At 42.5% G+C, this 24,945-nt stretch carries 24 protein-coding genes; 9 read left to right on the top strand and 15 right to left on the bottom strand.

Annotated features, from left to right (window positions below; translation table 11 throughout):
- Window positions 1–23: 23 nt before the first annotated feature.
- Entirely contained in the window at window positions 24–515 is a 492-nt protein-coding gene (locus tag MHB79_RS03995) for a DUF2716 domain-containing protein (RefSeq protein WP_340989073.1), read from the top strand.
- Between the two features lie 35 nt (window positions 516–550).
- Here the strand turns inward: MHB79_RS03995 and pdaA are convergent, their stop codons facing one another.
- Window positions 551–1,342, bottom strand: a complete 792-nt coding sequence (gene pdaA / locus MHB79_RS03990; protein ID WP_003218060.1) for a delta-lactam-biosynthetic de-N-acetylase — start codon at window positions 1,340–1,342, stop codon at window positions 551–553.
- 101 nt (window positions 1,343–1,443) lie between these two features.
- A complete protein-coding gene (locus tag MHB79_RS03985; RefSeq protein WP_003218031.1) occupies window positions 1,444–1,635 on the bottom strand; it encodes an SE1561 family protein in 192 nt (63 codons plus the stop codon).
- 146 nt (window positions 1,636–1,781) lie between these two features.
- On the opposite strand from MHB79_RS03985, the gene yfkAB reads away from it, so the two are divergent.
- The 3 genes from yfkAB to MHB79_RS03970 all read left to right on the top strand — a co-directional run bounded on the left by yfkAB (window position 1,782) and on the right by MHB79_RS03970 (window position 4,727).
- Window positions 1,782–2,903, top strand: coding sequence for a radical SAM/CxCxxxxC motif protein YfkAB (gene yfkAB / locus MHB79_RS03980; RefSeq protein WP_106030318.1), 1,122 nt, complete (start codon window positions 1,782–1,784; stop codon window positions 2,901–2,903).
- 7 nt (window positions 2,904–2,910) lie between these two features.
- Window positions 2,911–3,747, top strand: coding sequence for a mechanosensitive ion channel family protein (locus MHB79_RS03975; protein WP_003218032.1), 837 nt, complete (start codon window positions 2,911–2,913; stop codon window positions 3,745–3,747).
- 260 nt (window positions 3,748–4,007) lie between these two features.
- A complete protein-coding gene (locus MHB79_RS03970; protein ID WP_012009270.1) occupies window positions 4,008–4,727 on the top strand; it encodes a YebC/PmpR family DNA-binding transcriptional regulator in 720 nt (239 codons plus the stop codon).
- 353 nt (window positions 4,728–5,080) lie between these two features.
- Here MHB79_RS03970 and MHB79_RS03965 read toward each other — a convergent pair whose 3' ends face one another.
- The 3 genes from MHB79_RS03965 to MHB79_RS03955 form a co-directional block, all read right to left on the bottom strand.
- On the bottom strand, window positions 5,081–5,863 hold the full coding sequence (locus tag MHB79_RS03965) for a YfkD famly protein (protein WP_034620914.1): 783 nt from the start codon (window positions 5,861–5,863) through the stop codon (window positions 5,081–5,083).
- Between the two features lie 67 nt (window positions 5,864–5,930).
- The gene (cax, locus tag MHB79_RS03960) at window positions 5,931–6,998 is read right to left on the bottom strand and encodes a calcium/proton exchanger (protein WP_106030316.1); all 1,068 of its coding nucleotides are present in this window, start codon (window positions 6,996–6,998) and stop codon (window positions 5,931–5,933) included.
- A 64-nt stretch (window positions 6,999–7,062) separates the two neighbouring features.
- Window positions 7,063–7,440, bottom strand: a complete 378-nt coding sequence (locus tag MHB79_RS03955; protein WP_340989071.1) for an OsmC family protein — start codon at window positions 7,438–7,440, stop codon at window positions 7,063–7,065.
- 75 nt (window positions 7,441–7,515) lie between these two features.
- On the opposite strand from MHB79_RS03955, the gene MHB79_RS03950 reads away from it, so the two are divergent.
- Together MHB79_RS03950 and MHB79_RS03945 are read left to right on the top strand one after the other, a co-directional pair.
- Complete coding sequence (locus tag MHB79_RS03950) at window positions 7,516–8,679, top strand: MFS transporter (protein ID WP_003218010.1); 1,164 nt, start codon at window positions 7,516–7,518, stop codon at window positions 8,677–8,679.
- Between the two features lie 16 nt (window positions 8,680–8,695).
- Window positions 8,696–9,196 carry a GNAT family N-acetyltransferase gene (locus MHB79_RS03945; RefSeq protein WP_253622840.1) on the top strand — a complete coding sequence of 167 codons (501 nt, stop codon included), beginning with the start codon at window positions 8,696–8,698 and terminating at the stop codon, window positions 9,194–9,196.
- Between the two features lie 214 nt (window positions 9,197–9,410).
- Here the strand turns inward: MHB79_RS03945 and MHB79_RS03940 are convergent, their stop codons facing one another.
- From MHB79_RS03940 to MHB79_RS03930, 3 genes are read right to left on the bottom strand one after another with little or no spacing between them, the layout of a single operon-like run.
- A complete protein-coding gene (locus MHB79_RS03940; protein ID WP_044139737.1) occupies window positions 9,411–10,229 on the bottom strand; it encodes a YihY/virulence factor BrkB family protein in 819 nt (272 codons plus the stop codon).
- Between the two features lie 18 nt (window positions 10,230–10,247).
- Complete coding sequence (locus tag MHB79_RS03935; protein WP_340989068.1) at window positions 10,248–10,580, bottom strand: YtxH domain-containing protein; 333 nt, start codon at window positions 10,578–10,580, stop codon at window positions 10,248–10,250.
- Between the two features lie 20 nt (window positions 10,581–10,600).
- Window positions 10,601–11,071: a low molecular weight protein-tyrosine-phosphatase gene (locus MHB79_RS03930; RefSeq protein ID WP_050944791.1), complete on the bottom strand. Its 471-nt coding sequence runs from the start codon at window positions 11,069–11,071 to the stop codon at window positions 10,601–10,603.
- Window positions 11,072–11,244: 173 nt separating this feature from the next.
- On the opposite strand from MHB79_RS03930, the gene MHB79_RS03925 reads away from it, so the two are divergent.
- Window positions 11,245–12,600, top strand: a complete 1,356-nt coding sequence (locus MHB79_RS03925; RefSeq protein ID WP_003218008.1) for an alanine/glycine:cation symporter family protein — start codon at window positions 11,245–11,247, stop codon at window positions 12,598–12,600.
- 77 nt (window positions 12,601–12,677) lie between these two features.
- On the top strand, window positions 12,678–12,893 hold the full coding sequence (locus tag MHB79_RS03920) for a DUF1128 domain-containing protein (protein WP_003214000.1): 216 nt from the start codon (window positions 12,678–12,680) through the stop codon (window positions 12,891–12,893).
- Between the two features lie 111 nt (window positions 12,894–13,004).
- Here MHB79_RS03920 and MHB79_RS03915 read toward each other — a convergent pair whose 3' ends face one another.
- Window positions 13,005–13,523, bottom strand: a complete 519-nt coding sequence (locus tag MHB79_RS03915; RefSeq protein WP_050944793.1) for a type 1 glutamine amidotransferase domain-containing protein — start codon at window positions 13,521–13,523, stop codon at window positions 13,005–13,007.
- A 254-nt stretch (window positions 13,524–13,777) separates the two neighbouring features.
- Between MHB79_RS03915 and MHB79_RS03910 the strand changes: the two genes are divergently transcribed.
- Window positions 13,778–18,067 carry a multifunctional 2',3'-cyclic-nucleotide 2'-phosphodiesterase/3'-nucleotidase/5'-nucleotidase gene (locus MHB79_RS03910; protein ID WP_340989066.1) on the top strand — a complete coding sequence of 1,430 codons (4,290 nt, stop codon included), beginning with the start codon at window positions 13,778–13,780 and terminating at the stop codon, window positions 18,065–18,067.
- Between the two features lie 49 nt (window positions 18,068–18,116).
- Here MHB79_RS03910 and MHB79_RS03905 read toward each other — a convergent pair whose 3' ends face one another.
- The 6 genes from MHB79_RS03905 to MHB79_RS03880 form a co-directional block, all read right to left on the bottom strand.
- Window positions 18,117–18,497: a terpene synthase gene (locus MHB79_RS03905; RefSeq protein WP_340989064.1), complete on the bottom strand. Its 381-nt coding sequence runs from the start codon at window positions 18,495–18,497 to the stop codon at window positions 18,117–18,119.
- Between the two features lie 121 nt (window positions 18,498–18,618).
- Complete coding sequence (gene treR, locus MHB79_RS03900; RefSeq protein ID WP_044139741.1) at window positions 18,619–19,347, bottom strand: trehalose operon repressor; 729 nt, start codon at window positions 19,345–19,347, stop codon at window positions 18,619–18,621.
- A gap of 19 nt (window positions 19,348–19,366) precedes the next feature.
- Entirely contained in the window at window positions 19,367–21,067 is a 1,701-nt protein-coding gene (gene treC, locus MHB79_RS03895) for an alpha,alpha-phosphotrehalase (protein ID WP_106036318.1), read from the bottom strand.
- Window positions 21,068–21,082: 15 nt separating this feature from the next.
- Complete coding sequence (gene treP / locus MHB79_RS03890) at window positions 21,083–22,519, bottom strand: PTS system trehalose-specific EIIBC component (RefSeq protein WP_050944797.1); 1,437 nt, start codon at window positions 22,517–22,519, stop codon at window positions 21,083–21,085.
- A 164-nt stretch (window positions 22,520–22,683) separates the two neighbouring features.
- On the bottom strand, window positions 22,684–23,070 hold the full coding sequence (locus tag MHB79_RS03885) for a DnaJ family domain-containing protein (RefSeq protein WP_106030308.1): 387 nt from the start codon (window positions 23,068–23,070) through the stop codon (window positions 22,684–22,686).
- A gap of 131 nt (window positions 23,071–23,201) precedes the next feature.
- Window positions 23,202–24,926, bottom strand: a complete 1,725-nt coding sequence (locus MHB79_RS03880; protein WP_106033230.1) for a methyl-accepting chemotaxis protein — start codon at window positions 24,924–24,926, stop codon at window positions 23,202–23,204.
- Window positions 24,927–24,945 lie beyond the last annotated feature (19 nt).

Genomic DNA, 24,945 nt, shown 5'->3' with positions numbered 1-24,945 from the left:
GAATGACTGAGGAGGCGGTTAGAATGAAAAACTGGATTCCTTTGTCTCATCAAGAACTAAAGCTCGTATGGGAGACGCTCTATCGAGATTTCAAATTTAATCCGAGCCTCTCTCGTTTTCCCTCATTTCACGTACCTTCTCCTTTCATTACATATGATATTTCTGCTTATTTTGAGGACTCTTCCCTTCTTCATGCAGATGAAGACCTTGAAGAGAAAGCATTACTTGTTTTTCAGGAGCTTATCAGAACAGACGAGTATATGCTGGCACTTGATTGGCAGCACGAATGCTACTGGATCACACCATACGGCTCATTTGAAAAAGATGAATTCGGAGATTGGGCAGTGCCTGTGCTACCGAACGGGGATTATTATTTCTTTTTATCAAAAGAGATGCATTGGGGCTTGCTAGGACACCCTTGGGAGCAAAGTATCACGATTTTCGGTGAGGGCTTGATTGACTCTTTCACTCGTCATCATCCGATTTTGTTTCAGCGTAAAATAAGAGAAGGATAAAGAAAAAGCTCGCAGGTCTTCTGCAAGCTTTTTTTCTATAGCTGAGGCAGATGCCATACTTTTTCAAGCATGAGATCGTCTAGGCTTTTAAAGGAATAACCTTGTTTTTTCAGTGACGTGATGGCATCATCCAATGCCTCGGCATTGTCTCTTGAGACGGTATGAAGTAAGTAAATGGCACCTGGGTGCGCCTGCTTCATCATTTGATCGTAAGCATACTGTTTTCCTTTTTGATGATGAATATGCCAGTCCACAAACGCCACTGACCAGAAAACGGTTTGGTAACCGAGCTCTTTTGTTTCCTTCAGCACTCTTTCACTGAATACACCGCGCGGCGGACGAAGATAGAGGTTGTCTTGTTTCCCAGTGATTTTGTACACGGCTTCATTGACGCGCCCCAGCTCTTCTTTGATTTCTTTCGTACTCTTTGTTGTTAAATCTGGATGGTGATAGGAGTGGTTGCCAATGATATGACCTTCCTCCGCCATACGTTTAACGAGCTCAGGCTGGTCCTTGACAAAGTGACCTGTCACAAAAAAGGTGGCTGGCACTTGATGTTTTTTCAGCACATCTAAGATCTTCGGCGTGTACCCATTTTCATAGCCATTGTCGAAGGTAAAATAAATCTCTTTCTTTTTCGTGCTTCCTAAATAGAAGGCATCATACTTTTTTAAAAGGGCGTTCAGTTCTTTACCCGCATCCGCTGGCTTGTGTTCTTTGCTTTTCGCAAATCCCCAATGGACGGGCTGATTAGACACGGCTTCCGCTTCTGAGAGAGGCATGGATACAAAAAGCGCACATAAACAGATGAGCATGTATTTTTTCATTTACGTCACTTCCCGGTTTTTCTTCTATTGTGCAGAATAAGACCGAGACTCATACACTGATTCACCTGCCAATTTAAAGAAAAAAGCCCGCACTGTGCGAGCTATTCTTCCTTCCAATCGGTTTTAAACCGTTCATATTTTGCTTCTAGGTCGTCAATCATCTGGATCAGTCTGTCTATATCCTCAACATCTGTTGATTCTGGATCTAATGAATCAATCACATTCATAAACATATCTAATCGGTTCTTTAAATAATCAACCTGCTGCTCTTTGCTGTCTGCTGCCTTGCCCATAGATACACTCCCTTTAGCATTTGTTTCTAGCTTATCTTTTTTTCCCTTGTAAATCAATGAAACCCCACTTGCGTATAACGGTGATGGGGCTTAAAATTAACTGTTGGCGGGTCCACGTTTGCCCGAATGAAAAGGAGATAGATACCATGAACCAAAAAACAGCACTTCGTCCGATTACACCTGCATATGACCCTTGGGAAGCCTATCTTGATGTGCAGGATTACGGAGAGATGAAGCTGACAAATATTGAATTTACAACTACGACGTTGTGTAACATGAGATGTGAGCACTGCGCGGTCGGCTATACTTTGCAGCCAAAAGACCCGAATGCACTGCCGCTTGATTTACTGCTTCGCCGTTTAGATGAAGTTCCGCTTCTGCGCTCAATCAGTATTACAGGCGGAGAGCCGATGCTTTCTCTCAAATCTGTGCGGGAATATGTCGTCCCTTTATTAAAGTATGCCCATGAACGCGGCGTCCGTACACAGATCAATTCAAACTTAACACTTGATTTGGCGCGATATGAAGAAATTATTCCATACTTAGATGTTCTTCACATCTCACATAACTGGGGAACTATCGAAGAGTTTGCAACGGTCGGTTTTGCGATGATGGACAGAAAACCAACCTTTGAGCAGCGCGAGAAATTATTTAACCGCATGATTGAAAATAGCCGGGCACTTGTCAAAGCAGGTGTTACCGTATCTGCTGAAACCATGCTTAATAAACGCACACTTCCATATATTGAACACATCCACCGGCAAATTGTGGAGGAAATGAAATGCCAGCGCCACGAAGTTCACCCGATGTACCCAAGTGATTTTGCCAGCGCCCTTGAATCATTGACGCTTCCGCAAATGCGTGATGCGATTCATCAGCTGCTTGATATTCGTGATCAAGACACATGGATGCTGTTTGGCACCCTGCCATTTTATTCTTGCAGTACAGATGAAGAAGACCAGCGCCTCCTCAAACGATTACGCCAGGAGAAGCATGTCACGGTACGAAATGACCCTGACGGACGCTCACGGTTGAATGTGAATATTTTTGATGGGAATATTATTGTGACAGACTTTGGTGATACACCGCCGCTTGGAAATATTGCGACCGATACATTGCAATCAGCTTATACTCGCTGGATGGACACAAAATTAGCAAAAGAGCTGAATTGTCATTGTCCAAGCGTACAATGCCTCGGTCCGAATGTTCTTGTGAAAAACAGCTATTATCAAGATGTTGATTTTACTTCTCGTACAGCCAGGGGGTAACCGATAGATGGACGATACATTTCTGACAGTGGTCAAGAACAAATACATTGAAATTCTAATTGTTGGACTTGTTCTTTGGCTTGCCGTCTTTATCATCAACAAAGCCCTTCAGATTTTCTTTAAACGAACGGAGTTTATTGAAGATAAGAAGAAGAAAACGATCGAGAGCTTGGTCAAATCTGTGACGAAGTACACAGCTTCAATTTGCTTTGTATTCTATGTCATTTCTCTCTTCTTTCATGATTTCGGAAAAATTCTTGCAGGTGCCGGTGTTGCTGGGATCGTCATCGGTTTTGGCGCCCAGACGCTGATTCGCGATATTTTAGCAGGCATCTTCCTGATCTATGAACGTCAGATTCATAAAGGGGATTATGTGACAGTGAATAACCTCTTTAATGGAACGATTGAAGAAATTGGTCTCCGCTCTCTGCAAATTAGAGAATGGAGCGGCAAGCTGTTAACCATTTCTAACGGAGACATCCGGCAAATTCAAAACTATAACATGCACTACATGCGGATTACGGAGTCTGTATTAATTAGTGCGAATCAAAACCCAGACACCGCCTTTCAAGCACTCGAAACGGCCTGTGACAATTTAAATCAAATGCATCATGATTTTCTTAAAAAAGATGAATTCCAGCATGCCATTGAACCGTTTCAAGTCCATGGCATTATGGGTCTGAACAAGCTGAACCGCGGGATTGAGATCACAGTGAAAGGAATGGTCGAAGACGAAAAATACTTCGATGCCGCCCTCGCTGTCCGAAAAGAAATGATCAAACAACTTCATCAGCATGATGTCAAATTGCTTGAAGATCTCGTTTATCCCCAGCCTGCAAAATAACCTCATTTATGATGGGGTTATTTTTTATATCATCGGCTCTTATTATTTCTTTATTTATTAGGTGCGCCGAGCTGACTCGGGCTCTCGAAAAACATGAAACGCTTGAACAGCTTGGACATATCCGTTAAGAATTCGCTTTAATTCAGCCCCTCTAACTTCTATCCTCTTGACTAATTCATGTATAATAGAAAGCAGAATGATTTCATGCAGCATGGGGACCCTCATACTGTGTATTTTCTAAGTGAAAGAGAGTGAATAAGATGGGTCGTAAGTGGAACAACATTAAAGAAAAGAAAGCATCAAAGGATGCCAGTACAAGTCGTATTTACGCAAAATTCGGGCGTGAAATCTATGTGGCTGCCAAACAAGGTGAGCCAAACCCAGAATCAAACCAAGCACTTCGTTTTGTCCTAGAACGTGCAAAAACATATAGTGTCCCAAAACACATCGTGGACCGTGCCATTGAAAAAGCCAAAGGCGGTGCGGAAGAGAATTTCGATGAGCTGCGCTACGAAGGATTTGGTCCAAACGGATCAATGGTGATCGTTGATGCCCTCACCAATAACGTGAACCGTACAGCGTCAGATGTTCGTGCGGCATTTGGGAAAAACGGTGGAAACATGGGCGTAAGCGGTTCTGTTGCCTACATGTTTGACCAAACAGCTGTCATCGGTGTCGAAGGAAAAAGTGAAGAAGAAACGCTTGAGCTTTTAATGGAAGCAGACGTTGATGTACGTGACATCATGGAAGAAGATGAAACAGTGATTGTGTACGCTGAACCAGATCAATTCCATCAAGTACAAGAAGCATTCAAACAAGCCGGCGTAGAAGAATTCACTGTCGCTGAAATCACAATGCTTCCTCAAAATGAAGTGACATTAGATGATGAATCTAAAGAACAATTCGAGAAACTAATAGATGTATTAGAAGAGCTTGAAGACGTGCAGCAGGTTTATCATAATGTGGATTTAGGGGAATAAAAATTTAAGCCATAGTCGAGGTTGGGTTCATTCAACTGCTGCTATGGCTTTTTTATTTTCTCAAAACATGTAATATATAAATAAAATGTTAATTTCTACAACTCTTTAAGGAGCTGAGCTTCATTTTTAAAACATGGTGGTTTTCTTATTATGGATTTATGATCATTCCTATTCTTGGGCTAAGTTTAATTTTCAGCAACTTCATGATAGTAACAAAAATTTTCTTCTTTCTCTTCATCGCATGGTATTTATATACCATCTTTGACTTTTACAAAAGTGAATTGAAAGGGAAAAATGATAAAACCAATTAGCAAAAAACAGTCATCTCCCCTTGATAAGAGGAGATGACTGTTTTAATTCATCCCTTGAAACCCAAACGTCAGGTGATCCTGAACAGGAATCCAAGCGCCGATTCCTTGTGAGGTCACGTTTTTCACGACGAGTTTGCGTTTATTTCCTTTAAGCACAAGGTACACTTCTCCGTATGTCACCTTTCCTTTTTCGTTAATGGCCGGGGCATAGGCATGAAGTGAAGCTGCTTTTTTCGGAGAGACATGGTACGACTGATCTCGTTTTGTTCCTGCGCCAATGACTGTGTCAAATGCGAGGGGTAGCTTTGTTTTTTGAATGGCTTTTTGCATCATCAATGTTTTCACATCTTCCGGGCTTGGCACCTTTGCTGTGAGCCCGCCGCTCACTTTTACTTGCTGCTTTTGAACATATTTGCCAATGGCTGTTTTGTTGCCGCCTCTGTTATCAATATGATTCGTATTCACTTTTTTGTATTCCCAGTTGGCGACCGTTTCGTTTGAATCATAGCTCAGTGCCCATCTTCCAAGGAAAATGGTCGCGCGGTAACCAACAGCTAATGGCGTCCCTGAAATGCTGGATTCATTCAGCATTTTGATCAAATGAGTATTCTCAATCGGCACATTCGTTGTTTTAAACAATTCGGCTGTCAGCTCGCTCGGCTGGAGCAATGGCTGATCCTGTGACGCATTCGGATACGTATTCTCCTTAGAAATACTGGCGACAGACGATGGCACCTTAAATGGCTTCGCCGCCTCCGCTGGAAAGCTGTATAGAAAACTTAAGGATAAGAGAACAACAAACATGATGCGGGGCATCTTTTTCATATCATCACTCTTTCTCATTCATTTTTCCATAGTATTTTCCGCAAAGGCGTCCCTTATCCACAAAAGATTATAAAAGGAAAAATCCAATCGCCATAATGAAATAGGCAGCAAGTAATGTGGCGCCTTCAAACCAATTGGTATCTCCGTCATTAGATAAAATGACTGTGAGTAATACAGCGGACGCCATGGCAATGAGCTCTGGTAAGGAGAAAATGAGCGGCATCTGCGTATTGAAAAAAAGCGAGCTGATGACAAGGATTGGTGCGACCATCATCGCAACCTGAAGTGTGGAACCAAAAGCAATTTCCACTGCGACATCCATTTTGTTTTTATACGCCATGATGACAGCAGAGGCATGTTCTGCCGCATTGCCGACGATGGCCACAATAATGACTCCGATAAACAGCTCACTCCAGCCAAATTGTTCCCCCACCGTATCAAATGTATGGACGAGGCGCTCTGAAATGTACGCAACGGCCATCGTTGCAAGCAGCAAAATCAAAGTGGCAAACTTACCAGACCATTCAGGTATTTCTTCTTCCGTCTCCGCCTCTCCGTCCAAGCTCTCCTGCTTGGCAACATAGACACCTCGGTGGCTCACCAGTTTGAAATAGAGCGCTGCAACATAAAGCAAAATCATCACAATGCTAATGCCAATGCTTAAAACAAATTGCTTCTCCTCAGCCATTTCCACCGAAAACACTTCTGGAATGACAAACGCCACAATAATGGCAAACATGAGCAAGCCCGAGTTGTGCCTTGCATCGTGGACATTGAACACTTGGCGCTTATATTTTAATCCGCCAACGAAAAAAGACAGTCCCGCCACAAGCAGTAAATTTCCGATCACTGAGCCAGTTAACGACGCAAGGACGATGGCTGTCAGTCCTTGCTTTAATGCAAAAAACGAAATAATTAACTCCACCGCATTTCCAAATGTGGCGTTTAAAAGCCCGCCAATTCTGGGACCTGCTATGATGGCAAGACTTTCTGTGGCTCTTCCCATAAAACTAGCAAGACCAATAATCGCGATACAATACACAGCAAACATGATGACCTGCGGAAAATGAAGAAAACTGCCAATCACCGATAGTGGTACACCAATTGCGACAATCACAAGAAACAAACGATTCATACAGCCATTCTCCTTTACATATGTCTGACTGTTATTCTTTCGTGAGTGCCGGCTTCATATACATTTAGGTTTTCTCGTGTGAGAAGGTGATTTCAATACTACCTTTCACAGACTGCACCATCGCGCAATGCTTCAATGCCAGTGTAATGCTTTTCTCTATTTTTTCATCAGATGTACGGACGCCTTCAAATAAAATATGTAAATGAATACGGGAGATTTTGTTTACAGCTCCTGCTCTTGTCGTTTCAGGTGTAATCGTCAGCCCTTCCCAGGATATTCGCTTTTTCCGGCATACATGAATGAGCATTTCTCCAAAACAGCCGGCAATAGCTGAGGTGAATAATTGAGATGGCCTGTACCCCGTTTCTTCATTTGCTGATATATACAGCTGCCTTTCATCTATTCCCGCGATCCACCCGCCTGATTCGTATATCAGTTTCATTCCTTTCCCACCTTTCTATTGAAACCCCTATGGTTCCATTGTACGATGAAAACATGAACTTGTAAGGAGCATCTTATGTCGAGAATTCACTTTATGATTTTAATTTTACTTGTATCTGTATCTGGTTTTTCGCAGGGAGCGTTATTGCCAGTCATTTCGATTATTTTTGAACATGCCGGGACTTCTCCTACGTTAAACGGACTGCATGCCACAGGCTTATATCTCGGCGTGCTGCTAGCATCTCCCTTTATGGAAGCGCCGCTTCGCCGGTTTGGGTTTAAGCCGTTAATTGTCATTGGAGGCGCCGCTGTTTTTTTAAGCTTGTTCAGCTTTGTGTTTTTTGAATCTTATGTTGTCTGGTTCTTCCTGCGGCTCATGATCGGGATTGGTGATCATATGCTGCATTTCTCTACACAGACGTGGGTGACCTATGCGTCGTCATCGAGAAATCGCGGGCGAAATATTTCATTGTATGGGTTATCCTTTGGACTTGGTTTTGCCGCTGGACCTTTTTTAACACCACTCATCGAAATCAATCCATCTTTACCTTTCATTGTTTCCGGTGCTGTTAGTTTATGTATTTGGCTGCTTGTTTTTGTTTTGAAAAATACATATCCAGATACGGGCGAAGTGCAGACGTCAGAGCAGACAAACAGTTTGAAGCGCTTTAAGAAAGCTTTTCAATTTGGCTGGGTCGCCTTTATGATGCCTTTTTGCTATGGCTTTTTAGAAACGACACTCAATAGCAACTTCCCTGTGTATGCACTCAGAAGCGGGGTGACCGTAGATGCAGTGGCGTTTATTTTACCTGCGTTTGCCATTGGAAGTATTGTCTTTCAGCTACCTCTCGGGATGCTCAGCGACCGGTTTGGCAGGCGCCGCATCATTTTATGTGTCACACTCGTTGGATCTTTCTTTTTCTTACTAGCGGGGATTTTCATTCAATCAGTTTTGGCTGTGGCGATTTGTTTCTTTATTGCCGGAATGGCTGTAGGCTCTACCTTCTCACTTGGCATCAGTTATATGACCGACTTATTGCCAAAGCATCTGCTTCCTGCTGGAAATTTGATGTGCGGAATGGCATTTAGTGCGGGAAGTATTCTCGGGCCTGTTCTCGGTGGAATCTTTGTGCAAACGTTTGAAGGAATGAATTTACTTTACCTTGTCAGCATCGTGATATTATTCGTGTTTTTCTGCGTTCGATTTGGGCGAACGGCGGCAGTGGTGGAAAGTCATTAAAATGGAGGGTCGATCTTTGTTTTCATACGACGTCACAAATGAATTGACTTTGGCATCTCTACAATTAGATGATGCGGACACATTATTGGAGCTTATTCAAGAGAATCAGGCTCATTTAGGGGAATGGCTACCATGGGTTCATCACTGCAAAAGCATAGAGGATGTCAAAACGTTTATTCAATCGACTCAAACCATCTACAATGAACAAAAAGGATTGGAAGCTGGCATTAAACTGAACGACCAATTGATCGGGGTGTTCCGCCTGACGTTTAATCAGAAAATAGGCAATATCGGTTATTGGATTCGTCAAGACGCGCAAGGTCGGGGCATTGTGACAACGATCGTGAAATATATGACAGAAACTTTTTTTTCAAAAGTCGATGGATTTGAAATTTTTTGTCCCGTAGGTCATGTTCGAAGTGAACGTGTAGCAATGAATGCCGGATTCGAGCTAGATCCTCACTATGAGTCAAAGCCTGATGCCGCTTTTATCCTTAAACGATATATACGATTGTGAAATAGAAACTCCCCTGCATCCATGCAGAGGAGTTTTTTTCATTTAGTGATATCCATTTTGCCCGTTCGCACTGCCGCTTGTTTTGTGCTTAGGCTGATGGCCTTTGTTTTGTTTCGTATTGCTTCCGCCTTTTTTCGATTGTTTGGACATATGTGGTTTCCCCCATCCATTCAGATTGAACTTGATCGTTCTTCTTTAGGATGCCCGGATTTCTTTATAGTTTGCCTGGTACGATTTTACGCTTATGTAAAAGCGCATTGAGCTCGCCGCCAAGGATAATCATGATGCCGGTTAAATAAAACCAGATCATTAAAATAATGATTCCCCCAATGCTTCCGTACATCGCACTGTAGTTAGCAAACTCGCCTACGTAAAATGAAAATAGCATGCTGACCAAAATCCATCCAATCGATGCAAAAATGGCACCTGGCAGAACAAATTTTAATTTCAGCCTGATGTTTGGAGCAAAATAGTATAAGGATGTAAAAACAATCAATAAAATGAGCGGGCTAATGATCCATCTCATCGCAGTCCATACAGTGAGAAAGGCGTCTGACTGCCCAACTAATTTAGCGACAAATAAACCGAGTTCTTTGCCAAAGACAGGTAGCATCAGGGCAAAAATAATGGTCAAAACCATCGCGATCGTTAAAATGATCGATGTTAAACGTACGAGAATGAAGGAACGATTTTCCTCAACTTCGTAAGCATGGTTAAATGCTCTGACGACGGCATTAATGCCGTTAGATGCTGACCAAAGGGCGGCAATAATCCCGAACGATAATAACCCGCCATTACGATTATTCAGCGTCTGTTCGGCGATGGATTCAATCATCGAAAGCGCTCCTTCTGGCGCATAGCCAGAAATGACGCTTAGGACATCCTTTGACGTCAGCGGCAAATACCCAACGAGTGTCAGTACGAAGATGAGAAACGGAAATAATGAAAGCAAAAAGAAATAGGCAAGCTCAGCAGATTTTGCCGGTCCTTCATGCAGCAAAAAGCGTTCAATTAACGCTTTAATAAAACCCATACGCCTCATCTCCAATGATCAATCTGTCTGTTTCGATTGAAAGTGATCCTTTGTTTCTTCAATAATTTCTAATACCCTTGGGGTTGTTTCCTTTAACTGATTGACCTGTTCATTTAAAAATGACAAATCATCTGAGACTGTTCGCATAAGTTGCTTCGTTTCTTCCAGCTTTTCTTTCATGCAAGCCGATATTCTGCCTGGCTCCTCACGGTACTCATCAAGCTTTTGCTGGCAGTCATTCCATTTTTCTTTGAGTGCAATTCTTGTTGGCCGATGAAATAAAGTCAGCAATGCGCCGCAAGCTGCACCTAAGAGAGCTCCTCGGAGCATAATTTGATTTTTTTCTTCCATCTCGTCTGATCTCCTTTCAGTTAAAGGTGGTTCTCTTTCTTTACATACGTCAAAAAACGGTCAATTCCTGTTTCAATTAATTCATGGACTTCCTCAAAGTTTCCAGTGTAATAAGGATCTGGCACATCATCTCGATCGTCGTCTTCTACAAAATCAAGAAGACGGCCAATAAAGTGATGTTTCCCATAGCCAGCTATACTGCGAAGTGCCCCTACATTTTCAGCATCCATCGCAATGATATAGTCATATGTTGTGATGTCCTCATCCATGATTTGTCTTGCGGACATTCCTTCATAGCTGATGCCTTTTTCATCAAGCAGCTTTCGCGTTCCTTCATGCGGAGGACTGCCTTGATGCCAGCCGCCAATACCTGCTGAATCAATCACAAAGTGCTCGCTAAGCCCCTCATCTTCTACTTTTTTTCTAAATATGGCCTCTGCCATCGGTGACCTGCAAATATTGCCAAGACACACGAATAACACATGAATCATCCTTCATTCTCCTCCTATCTTTTCCCTAAGAGTTCTTTTCGAAAACCTTTTCTCTATCATATCAAGCCCTTTTTCTTTTGAAAACTTTGCAAGAAAAACTCTCATCGGCATTGACACATTATACAAAAAAAGGAGACACTTTAGGAGAATTGCACAAATAAAGGGGGATACATATGGGATGGGTTGAACAGATTGTCAGCAATATTAATGACGTATTATGGGGACCGCCGCTCTTGCTTTTGATCGTGGGAACAGGGATTTACCTGACCTTTCGAGTGCTTTTTATTCAGATTAGGCTGCTTCCTTATTCACTCAAGCTTGCATTTTCAAAGCAAGACAAGACATCAGAAGGTGATATTTCTCACTTCCAAGCATTAATGACAGCTCTAGCTGCAACGGTTGGAACGGGAAATATTGTAGGGGTCGCCTCTGCTGTCATTGCCGGCGGACCAGGCGCCGTGTTTTGGATGTGGTTTGCTGCATTCTTTGGCATGGCGACAAAATATGCTGAAGCTGTTCTTGCCGTGAAATATCGTGTAAAAAATGAAAAAGGCGAAATGTCTGGCGGGCCGATGTATTATTTGGAGCATGGCTTGAAGCAAAAATGGCTTGGGGTGCTGTTTGCTATTTTTGGCGCCACGGCTGCCTTTGGAATTGGGAATCTCGTACAGTCAAATTCGATTTCTGGTGTCATGAATTCAACCTTTCAAGTCCCAACATGGGTCACAGGCATCATCATTACTGTTTTTACTGCCCTTGTGATTTTAGGCGGAATTAAAAGCATTGGCCGGGTGACGTCTATTTTTGTACCAGTCATGGCATTATTCTACGTCATTTGCGGACTGATCATTCTTGTCATGAATGCCGACCTTGTCCCAGGCGCAGTCGGGCTCATTTTTTCAGACGCATTTACTGGTCAAGCGGTTGCAGGCGGTGCTATCGGTACGGTGATTCGCTGGGGTGTGGCGAGAGGGGTCTTTTCCAATGAAGCAGGTCTCGGGTCTGCTCCAATCGCTGCGGCCGCAGCAAAAACGGATATGCCCGCTCGTCAAGCGCTTGTGTCGATGACGCAAGTATTCATTGATACGATGATTGTTTGCTCCATCACAGGTATTACGATCGTCATGGCAGATATGTATGTCACAGAAAAAAGTGATGCACTCACCTCGTTATCCTTTGCTCATTTCCTCGGTCCAATCGGTTCAACCATTGTGGCCATCGGCTTACTTTTGTTCGCTTATTCCACCATTATTGGCTGGTCATATTATGGCGAAAAATGCTTTACTTATTTGGCGAAAGACTCTTATGTGATGTATTATCGTGTTGTGTTTGTCATCGCTGTCTTTTTCGGTGCCATCTTCAAGAATGATTTCGTCTGGGGTGTGGCAGATATGCTCAATGGGCTGATGGCCATTCCAAACTTAATCGGACTCATCGGTTTATCAGGGGTTGTCGTATTTGAATCCAAACGAATCATTGATAAGATGAAGCAGGAGAAAAAGGAGAAAAACATCTCTGTGTCATCTTAATAGCCCTTTTATTCTTTTGCATTTCTGTTAAAATAGATATATTATTCGACACATATGCAGGAAAGGACGTGCCGCCCTTGTCAGAGCAAAAAGCGGCTGAAGTCAATCAGCTGATTGAAGACATTTCGCAAAAGTTAAATATGCTGAACATTGGAGTCATCAAAGCAGAAGACTTCAGTCCAGACAAGTACGAAGATATTGAATTTCTTCACCAAATGGTGATGAAAAAATCTTCATTCAGCCCAAGTGAAATGCAAGCCATCGCAAGCGAGCTAAAAAACTTAAGAAAATAATGGTGCAAGGGAAACTGTTTTTATGGTCTACACGCAGTTTTCTTACATCATGCACACAAAAATCCAGCACCCCGCAAGGTGCTGGATTTTTTATTCTTTTACAACTGCGGTTTATTTCTCAAGCAGTTTTAATGATTCACGGTTAAAGGCTGGAATGTCATCAGGTGTACGGCTTGTCACAAGCTGATCCTGACAAACGACGACTTCTTCGTCTTTAAATTTAGCGCCTGCGTTTTCCATATCGACTTTGATGGATGTATACCCAGTCGCCCCTCTTCCTTCCAGCGTCTTCGCTGTAATGAGCAATTGCGGTCCGTGACAGATTGCAAATACTGGTTTTTTCTCATCCATAAATGCTTTAGTGAATTGGACGTAACGATCATCTGCACGCAGAATATCTGGTGAGAAACCGCCAGGAATGAGAAGTGCATCGAAGTCTTCAGGCTTCACGTTGTCAATAGACGCATCCACTCTTACTTCTGCCTCTCCTTGCTTCCCTTTCACTGTTTTTCCTTTTTCATTTTCAATGACTGTCAACTCATGACCTGCATCTTTAAAGGCTTTTGCAGGCTCGGTGAATTCAACATCCTCAAAGTAATCTGTTAATACAACTGCAATTTTCTTACCCATGTAGAAACCCTCCTGCTTGATTATCGTTTACACTACACACTATACCCGGGCATGTTGAAATCAAACATCCTATCCCTATCAGAAAACCCCTTATGATAAAAATAAGCATTTAGACTCATTCACATTACCTCAACAAGGTAATTCGTATGATTTATGTTATCTTTACAATAATCTGCAAAAAATAACTACAAAAGTTAACGAAACATTTCTACAATAGGTATTGTGGTCAAAAAAATTAGAAAGGCGGAGATCAGGTGAAGAAGCAAGCACATAGGTCTAAACGAAGGAAAAACCTGTCTATTCTGCTCACTTCCATTATGATGATTAGTCTCATTCTCCCAGCAGTACCTACTCATGCAGAAACAGAAAACGGCAAAGCCGTAAAGGTCAGCATCTTAGCCACAACCGATGTTCATGCGAACATGATGAATTATGATTATTACAGCGACAAAGAAACAAATGAATTTGGTTTGGCAAAAACAGCCGAGCTGATCGACAAGCACCGATCACAAAACCCAAATACACTCCTTGTGGATAACGGAGACTTGATTCAAGGAACCCCTCTTGGAGAATACGTTTACAAACATGAGAAAGACAGCATCATCAATCAAACAAAGGTTCACCCTATTATTCATACACTCAACAAACTAAAATACGATGCAGGAACACTTGGCAATCATGAATTTAACTACGGATTATCCTTCCTTGACGGTACCATTGCGGGCGCCAACTTCCCGATTGTTAATGCGAACGTCAAAAAGCTAAATGGAGAACACCGTTTTACACCTTATGTGATCCAAGATAAAACCTTTAAAGATGCAAACGGAGCCTCACAAACTGTGAAAGTTGGTTACATAGGATTCGTTCCACCACAAATTATGACGTGGGATAAGAAGCATTTAGATGGACAAGTCCAAGTGCAGGACATCGTCGAATCTGCCAATGAAACCATTCCTGAAATGAAAGAGAAAGGCGCAGATATCATTGTCGCTCTTGCTCATACAGGAATTGAAAAAACCGCTTCACCTAAAGGATCAGAAAATATGATCTTTGACCTTGCCACGAAAACAAAAGGCATCGATGCCATTGTATCAGGCCACCAGCATGGCACATTCCCAAGCGCTGAATATAACGGCGTCGACAAATTCAATGTCTCAAAAGGAACCATCAATGGCATCCCAGTCGTCATGTCAAAAAACTGGGGCAGCTACCTCGGGGTCATTGATTTAACACTAGAGCCTGACGGCAGCAACTGGAAGGTCACAGACGGAACAGGCAAGATCGAATCTGTTGCCGGAGTATCATCTCAAAACAGTACCGTAAAAGACGCCATTCAAACAACGCATCAAAACACACTTGATTACGTGAGAAAGCCTGTTGGCAAAACAGAAGCAGACATTAACAGCTTTTTCGCTCAAGTGATGGATGACCCTTCGATTCAAATTGTGACAGATGCCCAAAAATGGTATGCACAAGAAAAAATGAAGGACACATCGTATAAAAATTTACCGATTTTATCTGCAGGTGCTCCGTTTAAAGCAGGCGGCCGAAACGGTGTAAACTATTATACAAATATCGCAAAAGGAGATTTAGCGATTAAGAATATCGGCGATCTCTACCTTTACGATAACACTGTGCAGATTGTGAAACTGAAAGGCAGTGAAGTGAAAGACTGGTTAGAAATGTCTGCTGGCCAGTTTAATCAGATCAAACCGAACGATGCAAAAGAACAGCCGATTTTAAACGAGGAATACCGCTCGTATAACTTTGATGTAATTGATGGCGTGACATACCAAGTCGATGTGACGCAGCCTGCTAAATACAGCACAACAGGCACACTTCTCAACGCCAATGCCAACCGCATCAAAAACCTGTCTTACAACGGGAAAACCGTCTCTGATAATCAAGAATTTTTAGTCGTAACAAATAACTATCGTGCTTCTGGCGGCGGAGGCTTCCCTCATCTGACGCAAGATAAAGTGGTGCTTGCCTCAGCAGATGAGAACCGTCAAGTACTAATGGATTATATTATCGAACAAAAAACGATCAACCCAAGTGCAGATCAAAACTGGTCTATCGCACCGATCAAAGGCGCAACAGTCACTTTTGAATCTTCTCTTTTAGCCAAATCGTTTGCTAAAGAATCAAGCAGCGTAGACTTTATTCGTAACGCAAGCACAGATGGTCTTGGTGTGTATAAGCTAGCCTTTAAAGACGATGGCACAACAGAACCGCCTACATCAGACAACTGGAATTTAACAGTGATGCATACGAACGATACACACGCACACCTTGATGATGCGGCAAGACGCGCAACAAAGATCAAAGAAGTCCGTGCTGAAAGCAAGAACAATATTTTATTAGACGCTGGAGATGTCTTCTCTGGTGACCTGTACTTCACAAAGTGGCAAGGACTTGCCGATCTGAAATTGATGAATTTAATGAAATACGATGCCATGACGTTTGGTAATCATGAATTTGACAAAGGTCCTTCTGTACTCCGTCAATTCCTGACAGGTGATGCATCAGATGTCGATCCGAAAAACCGTCATCAATTTGAAAAGCCTCGATTCCCGGTCGTGTCATCCAACGTGGATGTCTCGAAGGAAAAACAATTGAGTGACTTAGTGAAAAAACCAGCCTCATTTAAAGCTGGTGAGAAAAAAGAAGCCGGGATTTACCCTTACATCCTGCTCGATGTAAACGGTGAAAAGGTGGCCGTATTCGGTTTAACGACTGAAGACACAGCCATTACCTCCAGCAGCGGTCCTAACATTCAATTTAAAGATGCGTACAAGAAAGCAAAAGAAACAGTTAACACCATTCAAACAGAAGAAAAAATCAATAAAATCATTGCGTTAACACACATTGGCTACAACCGTGATCTTGAGCTCGCTCAAAAAGTCGATGGGATTGATTTAATCATTGGCGGTCATACGCACACACTTGTAGAAAAATTAAAGGTCGTCAAGAAAAAAGAACCTGCGATCGTTGCTCAAGTGAAAGATTACGGACAATTTTTAGGAAAAGTAGACGTAGCCTTTGACAAAAAAGGTGTCATCCAGCCAAAAGAATCTTCATTTGACCTGATTCCCATCGATGACTCTGTCAAAGAAGATGCAGAGGCAAAAGCGATCCTTGATGGATACAAAGCGGATATTCAAGATTTAAAAACAGAAAAAGTCGGCCATACAGATGTCCTTTTAGACGGTCAACGTGAGCATGTCCGTGCGAAGGAAACGAATCTTGGGAACTTTATTGCTGACGGCATGCTGCAGAAAGCGCAAGAATCTGCTGGAGCTGACCTTGCCATCACAAACGGCGGCGGTATTCGTGGAAGCATCGAAAAAGGTGATATCACGTTAGGTGATATTTTAACGGTGATGCCTTTCGGAAATACGCTTTATGTCGCAGATTTAAAAGGCAGTCAAATTAAAAAAGCACTTGAACAGGGGCTGTCAGGCATTGAGGAAGGCGGAGGTGCATTCCCTCATGTAGCCGGCATTGAATATACGTTTACGCTCAGTAAACCAGCTGGAAGCAGACTGATTGATGTGAAACTGAAAGATCAAAAAGGTCAACTGACAGACATTGATGATGAGAAAACATACCGCGTAGCCACAAACGCATTTGTTGGCACAGGTGGCGACGGCTACAGCGTCTTTACAGAAGCCTCTCACGGCGAAGACTTAGGGTATGTCGACTATGAAATTTTCAAAGAGCAAATTGAAAAGGCAGACGGTCAAATTTCGCCTGTTATCGATCACAGGGTGAAAGAAGTGTTCCTTCCTCGTGCGAAAGGAAAAGGCGCTTATGACATTCAAGATGATAAGAAATTCCAAACGTATGTACAGCATACAAACAAAGCATTGCTCTATTTAGACAAAGCAAGCAAAGTGAAAAACGTTCAATTGTCTCTATCAAAAGCGCAAGTAGCCGAGCTGAAGAAAAGAGAGCAAGATCCAAACGTCACCATCTATCATGACAAAGTGGGACTCGTATTACCGCTCTCGAATTTATCCGAGACAAGCGCAGATATATGGATGACAAAGACAGATAAAGTGAAAAACGCATTAACGGATACGTATGATTTCCAAATCAAACAAGACAAGAAAAAGGTTTCGACCTTTAAAGACCCTGTCACACTATCCTTTACACTAGACAAGCCTCAAAAGGCGAAAAAACCTAGTGTATATTATGTGGATCGCAAGAAAAATCGTTACACCAAAACTAGTAATGGATCATTTGAAAACGGAGTCGTATCAGGTCAAACTGAGCACTTCAGCGAATACACGGTCCTTAACCAAAGCGGGGCAGCTGGAACAACGCCAGATCAAACTGGCGGAGACGGCGGAACAACAGCACCAGGCGGAGGCACAGGTACAGATCCAAACCAAGATGGAACAGGCCTTCCTGGCGGCACATTGCCGAATACAGCCACGATGATGTATACAGCTGTACTGATTGGCGTGCTCATGCTCTCTGCTGGCGGTATCCTATATTACTACCAGCGCAAGCGTACAAGAAAAAATGTATCATCCTAAAGGAAAAGGACAGAGCCTATGCTCTGTCCTCTTTTCTTGGAATAAGACATCAATCTTGAGATAAATAGATCCAATTGCGATCGTCGAATTCTTTTACATCATCTGACCCTATATGCCGAAGCATCCTATTAAAGAACATCATGTCATTTTCATCATCGACATCATATAAATCCTTTAAAACATAATCTCTCGTAATAAAATTCGTTAAGTTCGTATTATTTACTAAATCAGCAAAAAAACCTTTTACCATCGTTAAATCCTCTTCACTTAATTTTTCATCATTGATAATGGAAATATGAAAAACATTCAAAATCGCTTGTATATCTTCTTCATCCATATAACATAATGGCTCTAGCTTTCTGTCTTCTGCCGTAAACGGTTTTCGCGTATCTTCAATGATGACATAACATAAAATCTGATGATCTTTCATCACGCTGAATATTTCTAAGTCCCTTCATTTTAGTGGTCTATTTAATCTCATCATCTTTCCTCCTGAAAATGGTGATCTATTCGTCGTCTACTTCTCCCAAAACCTGAAAAGGACAGAGCGCCTATGCTCTGTCCACTTTTTCTCTTCTTGCAAAATCGACGAATCTGAAGCGGTCTAATCGGTGACGGCTTTCTGTGTATTGAAATAAACTTGTATCCTCTAAGAACACGTAATTCTTCACGACGACGACATGATCAAACCCGTTCAAATCAAGATACTTGGCGTCCTCTTCTGTACATGGCTCTACCACAAATTCCTTTTGGGCATAGCTGATTGATACACCGAGCTCTCCTTCAATATACTCGTAGATGGATCCTTCGCATATGTCCTTCGACAAGACCGACACATGCTTTTGCAAAAAGTAATCCTTGTCTAAAATCACTTCTTCTCCGCTAATATTACGAGATCGAATGACTTCCCAGACATCCTCCTGCCCATTAATTTTCAGCTGAGACTGAATATACTGATCCGGTTTGATTAAACCAAATTCGTGAACCGTCGTAACGGTCTTTCGGCCAAGCGTTTGGGAAAGTTCTTTAAAGCTGACAAGACCCGAGACTGGGAATTGCATTTTCTCTCGATTCAGCAAGACAGAGCCTTTGCCGCGGATTTTTTGGATATAGCCATTTTGCACAAGGATATTTAATGCCTTTCTTACCGTCTCACGGGATGTGTCATACATCAAGGACAGCTCATGCTCTGATGGCAGAATGCCTTTATCCTGCCATTCACCTTGTTCAATTCGTTTTGCGAGCTGATCATAAATCACTCGAAACTTATTCTCTTTCATTTTCCCTCCGCCCCATTTTCTAGCGTTTGGTTAAATGATAAACGATTGACTCGTATGGACGCAACGTAAATCCCTTCATATCTGCCGGTGCATCCTCATAATTGGATAACAGCACTTGCCCCTCCATCTCATCTACAGCCTGCATAAGCTCATCAGGAAGCGTAAAGTCCGTCTCTCCTGCATAAAAGTGATTGATCACAAGAAGCTTCTCCTCACCGCTTTCTCTCACATAAGCAAAAATCTTTGGATCTTCTGCTAAGAGTAAGGTGAAGCTTCCATATGTGATCACGTCAAGTTCTTTACGCAGCCTGCAAAGGGCTTGATAATGATAGAAAATAGACGACGGGTCCTTTAACGAAGCTTCGACCGAAATGTCGTTATTGGCTGGCTCAATCCAAGGTGTCCCTTTTGAAAAACCTGCATTCTTTTCTGAGGTCCACTGCATCGGTGTTCTCGCATTATCTCTTGACTTGACCTGTAAAATGGCGAGCGCTTCTTCCTTTGATTTCCCTTTTTCAAGCATTACTTCATACATATTGAGTGATTCGATATCGCGGTAAGACGAGATGTCCTCAAACTGAGGATTCTTCATGCCAATCTCTTCACCTTGATAAATATATGGAGTCCCTTGCATGAGATGAATAGTGGTCGCCAGCATCTTCGCTGATTGCTGATGGTACGTTTCATCATCACCGTATCTTGAGACGATACGCGGCTGATCATGATTGCACCAGAAGAGCGCATTCCAGCCGCCGCCCTCATGCATTTTCGTCTGCCACTCAGACAGAATCGACTTCAATTCCTGAAAATCAAATGGTGCGAGGGCCCATTTTTCTCCGTTTGGATAATCGACCTTTAAATGATGAAAATTAAACGTCATATCCAGCTCCTGCCGATCCGGTCTTGTATACCGAATGCAGTCTGCAATATTCGTTGAAGACATTTCTCCGACGGTCATGCTGTCATATTTCGAAAAAACCTCTTGGTTCATTTCGTGCAGAAATTCATGAATTCTTGGGCCATCCGTATAATACATGCGGCCGTCTCCTTGTACAGATTGTCCGGCGTCATCTAAGAAGCGTTGATCCTTTGAGATGTTGTTGATGACATCCAGCCTGAATCCATCAATTCCTTTTTCAAACCAAAAATGCATGATGTCATATACTTGCCTGCGCACCTCATCCTTTTCCCAATTGAGATCCGCTTGGGTGACATCATATAAATGAAGATAATATTCTCCCGTTTCTTCATCTAGCTCCCAGGCTGGACCGCCGAATTTTGACTGCCAATCATTCGGCGGTGATCCGTCCGCCTTGGGCTCCTTCCAAATATAATAATCTCGATAAGGATTATCCTTTGACTCGCGTGATGCTTGAAACCACTTATTGAAAATGGATGTATGATTGACGGCTAAATCCATGATGACTCGTATGCCTCGATCATGGGCTTCCTTCAGCATGTGTTCAAAATCTGCCATTGTGCCGTACATGTCATGGATTTTTGTATAATCACTAATATCATAGCCGTTGTCATGCTGCGGGGACTCATACATTGGCGTGAGCCAAATACAATCCGCCCCAAGCTCTTTGATATAATCGAGCTTTTTTGTCACACCATTGATATCGCCTGTACCTGAGCCCGTTGTATCTAAAAAGCTCTTCGGATAAATTTGATAGACCACCGCTTTTTTCCACCACGGTTCGTTCGTTTGTTGTTTCAATTTCATCCACCACCACTAGTTAAGTTCTTGTGAAACATCTTTCTTCTTTTTCAGCTTTGCATACAAAAGGGTTCCGATGAATGGGACGATGAGGACAATGACCATCCCTATCGCAAATGCGCCCCAATATTTCGGGATAATAGAGAAGATTCCCGGAATGCCCCCAACACCAACTGAGCTTGCCAGCACCCCTTGAGAGGCGATAAACATACCAGCTAAACCAGAGCTAATGAGTGCGAAAATAAATGGGAATCGGTAGCGCAAGTTGACGCCAAACATCGCTGGTTCGGTAATTCCTAAGTAAGCAGAAATACTTGATGTGAGTGAGAGACCTTTTTGCTTTTCATCTTTCAAAACAAACATCATCGCAAGTGCGGCTGATCCTTGTGCAATATTAGACAGTGCGAGCATTGGCCATAGAAACGTGCCGTGCAGTTTTGAATTAATCAATTGAATATCAACAGCAAGGAACGTATGATGCATTCCTGTAATGACTAACGCCGCATACAAACCGCCGTATAATAGACCGCCAAGTGCTGCGAACTGTTGGAATACAGCGACAAGTCCAGATGTTAATACGTTACCGATTGCAAATGTAATAGGTCCAATGACGATAAAGGATAAAAAGCCAATAACTAATAACGTAATCGGAGCAACCACTAATAGCTGAATGCTTTCAGGTGTCCGTTTTGTGATAAACAATTCGAGCTTCGCTAGTAAATACGAGGCGACGAGTATCGGAAGAACCTGTCCTTGATAGCCTACCTTTTGCACTTCAAGTCCAAACAAATTCCAGACTGGAATCTCACCGGACTTTTCAGCCGCTCCATAGCCCCACGCATTTAATAAGTCCGGGTGTACGAGCATGAGTCCAAGGACCATCCCTAAAAGCGGATTTCCCCCAAACCGCTTCACGGCTGACCAGCCGATTAATGCGGGCAGGAATGTGAAGGCAGTGCCTGCAATCAAGTTGATCATATTCGCTAAATCAGCCCATGCCGGATACACATCGACAATCGATTTTTGATCAAAGAAAATATCAGGAGCTGTTAAAATATTATTAATCCCCATTAATAAACCGGCTGTGACGATGGCAGGAAGAATCGGAATAAAGATATCCGCAAGCGTTTTCACAGCACGCTGCAATGGATTTAATTTTTGATCAGAGGCACGCTTCACGTCCTCTTTTGAGGCTTCGCCAATCCCTGTCTGTTTCACCATTTCGGCATATACCCGATTGACGACCCCTTGGCCGATCACCACTTGGTATTGACCGTTCGCTGAGAAAGATCCCTTCACTTCTTCTATTTGTTCAAGTGCTTTCTCATCAACCTTTCCTTCATCCTTCAGCACAAAGCGCAGCCTTGTCACACAATGTGTCGCTTGATCAATATTTTCTTTGCCGCCGATGGCTTTCACAATCTGATCTGCTGCTGCCTGATAATCAGCCATGCTATCCCCTCCGAGATCGTTTTTTATAAGAAAAAAGAACCAAAAAACTTGTATATACATGTTTGATTCTTATTTTATATTTGTATATACATGTAGTCAATAACAAAATGTAGCGCTTTCATAAAAAAAGCCCCCTCAATGTGCTCAGGAGAGGCTGCGTGTCATCATCTTTTTTTATGCTCCGTTAATTTTTCGTAGACCCTGTTTTTATAAAAGGAGGAGGCTGGACGAGCAAAAGTTTGGCGCTTAGATGTGAGTTCATCCAGTCGTTTTTGTTTTTCTTCACATATGAGAGAAAGCTTTTTTCTTTCCTCTCCGTCTATACTGGAGTGAAGTAGGTCTTTGACGGTCATGAGTTCTTTTTTCAGTGCTGTTTCTTCCCCAGCAAAGCCAGCATTTTTCATCATCCGGTAGCCCATTCTTAGTTCTTCAGGCACATGAGCAGCGTCATCTTTAGGTAGAGGTTTGCCAAAGCCAGATAATCCTTCAAAAGCCCCGTTATCCATCGCTTTTTTGATCCGTTCTTCTGATAATCTCTGCGCAAAATCCATGGCGTTCTCCTTTCGTCTGAAACGATTTGATTAAGCATAGCAAAAAAGCTGACTCTCTCACAAGAGTCAGCATCAGCTACGTTGAACATAAGACAAAGGGCTAAAATCAAGATCATTTTAGCCCTTTCTCGTTATTTATTGTCGATTTTGAAAGTAGAAACCATATGTGCTAAGTCCTCTGACATATCAGAGAGCTGTTCAATCGCACTTGAAATTTGCTGCATGCCAGCACTTTGCTGTTCTGTTGCTGCCGCTACTTCTTGAGAGCTGGCTGCATGTTCTTCCGATACAACAGAAATTTGCTCAATCGATGTAGAAATCGTTTGATATGCTCGTTCTACTTGCTTAATAGAAGCAAGCAAATTGTTCGTTCTTGTTGCAAATTGAGACACACCGTCGTAAATCAAAGCGAAATTTTGTGACGTGCCTTCCATTTGTACGCGTCCCTCTTCCACTGCTTTACTGCTTTCCTCTACGCTTTCAAGAACGCGCTGACTGTTTTCCTGTGTGCCGATGACGAGGTCTGAAACGGTTTTAGCCGCATCCGCTGATTGCTCAGCTAACTTGCGCACCTCATCTGCCACAACAGCAAAGCCTTTTCCTTCTTCTCCAACACGTGCCGCTTCAATTGAAGCATTCAGTGCAAGCAGATTCGTTTGGGCCGAAATGTCTGTAATAATTGAGATGACACTTTCAATCTCCGTTGAATGAGATTGTAATTCTTCTGCTGCATGCTTTGAGTTGGTCATCTTGTCATGAAGCATATTCAGATGATCAAGCACATGGTTCACTAATGTTTGACCAGATTCTGACTGCTCTTGTACGTCAGATGAAACAGATTTCATTTCATCGACTTCTTTTGTGACGCCTTCGATTTGAGTATCGATCTCTGCAACGGATGTCGTACAATCCGTAATATTTGCGACAGAATCATTGATTCCTTCACTCATATTCGTCATAGCTTCTGATACTTGCTGCGCACTTTGACTCGATTCGGTCGTCACTGTACGAAGCTGTGAAGACATTTTCGACACTTCACTAGATGAGTGTGAGATTTTCGAAATAAGCTCTTTGATCCGCCCCTGCATCTTTTGGAAGGATGCGGCAAGCTGGCCGATCTCGTCTTTACTTTCAACCTCTACCATACCAGTTAAATCACCGTCAGCAATTCGGTTTGCTGATTCCATCAAGGAACGTGCTGGTTTCGCAATTCTTCTTCCCATAAAGAATGAGAAGAGTAATCCACCGATGAGCACAATAGCAGATGCCACTGTGATATAGATCATCAACTTCTGCGTTGTTTGAGGCACGACAGACGCATCTAAATCAATGCCTAAAATCCCTGTCAGCTCACCGCCTGAATCCTTGATTGGCAAAAAGACTGATTTATGTGTACCAAATGAATCTTTATAAATATCACTTTTGACCATTTTATCTTCAGAGAGCGCTTGTTTCATCTCATCTGAAAAAGCATAATCTTGATCAAAGTCATTTTCTTCACCGGTTAATATAATAATTCTTTCTTTGCCGCCTTTATTAGATAGCACGTATAAGTTCTCAAGCGTATGATCTTTTTGAAGCTCTGTGAATTTCTTTTTGACCTCCACATAAAGAGGGTCATCTTTCCCGCTAATACCAAGGACGTTCCCATCCAGATTATCGATCTCTTTCTTCGCTGTATCAACATCTGTTGTTAATCGATAATCAAATTGCTTTAATAACTGGGATGATAAATCCTGGCTGACTAGATAAAATGTTAGAACGAATAGTGCAACGGTTGCGAGTAATGTTACGACAACGACTGACATGATTTTAGAGGATATGGTGTATCCTCCAAATTTCCTTTGTTTCGCCATTTTTTCCTACATCTCCACT

Origin of the sequence: Bacillus sp. FSL M7-0558 (assembly GCF_038003245.1) — a bacterium.
GTDB classification, from domain to species: domain Bacteria; phylum Bacillota; class Bacilli; order Bacillales; family Bacillaceae; genus Bacillus; species Bacillus pumilus.
Note: the sequence above shows the minus strand (reverse complement) of the source record. Positions and strands in the feature narration are given on the sequence as shown.

What these genes read in the sequence shown, in the direction of transcription:
- MHB79_RS03995 (WP_340989073.1), top strand. Translation starts at nt 24, where the DNA reads ATGAAAAACTGGATTCCTTTGTCTCATCAAGAACTAAAGCTCGTATGG.
- pdaA (WP_003218060.1), bottom strand. Translation starts at nt 1,342, where the DNA reads ATGAAAAAATACATGCTCATCTGTTTATGTGCGCTTTTTGTATCCATG.
- MHB79_RS03985 (WP_003218031.1), bottom strand. Translation starts at nt 1,635, where the DNA reads ATGGGCAAGGCAGCAGACAGCAAAGAGCAGCAGGTTGATTATTTAAAG.
- yfkAB (WP_106030318.1), top strand. Translation starts at nt 1,782, where the DNA reads ATGAACCAAAAAACAGCACTTCGTCCGATTACACCTGCATATGACCCT.
- MHB79_RS03975 (WP_003218032.1), top strand. Translation starts at nt 2,911, where the DNA reads ATGGACGATACATTTCTGACAGTGGTCAAGAACAAATACATTGAAATT.
- MHB79_RS03970 (WP_012009270.1), top strand. Translation starts at nt 4,008, where the DNA reads ATGGGTCGTAAGTGGAACAACATTAAAGAAAAGAAAGCATCAAAGGAT.
- MHB79_RS03965 (WP_034620914.1), bottom strand. Translation starts at nt 5,863, where the DNA reads ATGAAAAAGATGCCCCGCATCATGTTTGTTGTTCTCTTATCCTTAAGT.
- cax (WP_106030316.1), bottom strand. Translation starts at nt 6,998, where the DNA reads ATGAATCGTTTGTTTCTTGTGATTGTCGCAATTGGTGTACCACTATCG.
- MHB79_RS03955 (WP_340989071.1), bottom strand. Translation starts at nt 7,440, where the DNA reads ATGAAACTGATATACGAATCAGGCGGGTGGATCGCGGGAATAGATGAA.
- MHB79_RS03950 (WP_003218010.1), top strand. Translation starts at nt 7,516, where the DNA reads ATGTCGAGAATTCACTTTATGATTTTAATTTTACTTGTATCTGTATCT.
- MHB79_RS03940 (WP_044139737.1), bottom strand. Translation starts at nt 10,229, where the DNA reads ATGGGTTTTATTAAAGCGTTAATTGAACGCTTTTTGCTGCATGAAGGA.
- MHB79_RS03935 (WP_340989068.1), bottom strand. Translation starts at nt 10,580, where the DNA reads ATGGAAGAAAAAAATCAAATTATGCTCCGAGGAGCTCTCTTAGGTGCA.
- MHB79_RS03930 (WP_050944791.1), bottom strand. Translation starts at nt 11,071, where the DNA reads ATGATTCATGTGTTATTCGTGTGTCTTGGCAATATTTGCAGGTCACCG.
- MHB79_RS03925 (WP_003218008.1), top strand. Translation starts at nt 11,245, where the DNA reads ATGGGATGGGTTGAACAGATTGTCAGCAATATTAATGACGTATTATGG.
- MHB79_RS03915 (WP_050944793.1), bottom strand. Translation starts at nt 13,523, where the DNA reads ATGGGTAAGAAAATTGCAGTTGTATTAACAGATTACTTTGAGGATGTT.
- MHB79_RS03905 (WP_340989064.1), bottom strand. Translation starts at nt 18,497, where the DNA reads ATGAAAGATCATCAGATTTTATGTTATGTCATCATTGAAGATACGCGA.
- treR (WP_044139741.1), bottom strand. Translation starts at nt 19,347, where the DNA reads ATGAAAGAGAATAAGTTTCGAGTGATTTATGATCAGCTCGCAAAACGA.
- treP (WP_050944797.1), bottom strand. Translation starts at nt 22,519, where the DNA reads ATGGCTGATTATCAGGCAGCAGCAGATCAGATTGTGAAAGCCATCGGC.
- MHB79_RS03885 (WP_106030308.1), bottom strand. Translation starts at nt 23,070, where the DNA reads ATGGATTTTGCGCAGAGATTATCAGAAGAACGGATCAAAAAAGCGATG.
- MHB79_RS03880 (WP_106033230.1), bottom strand. Translation starts at nt 24,926, where the DNA reads ATGGCGAAACAAAGGAAATTTGGAGGATACACCATATCCTCTAAAATC.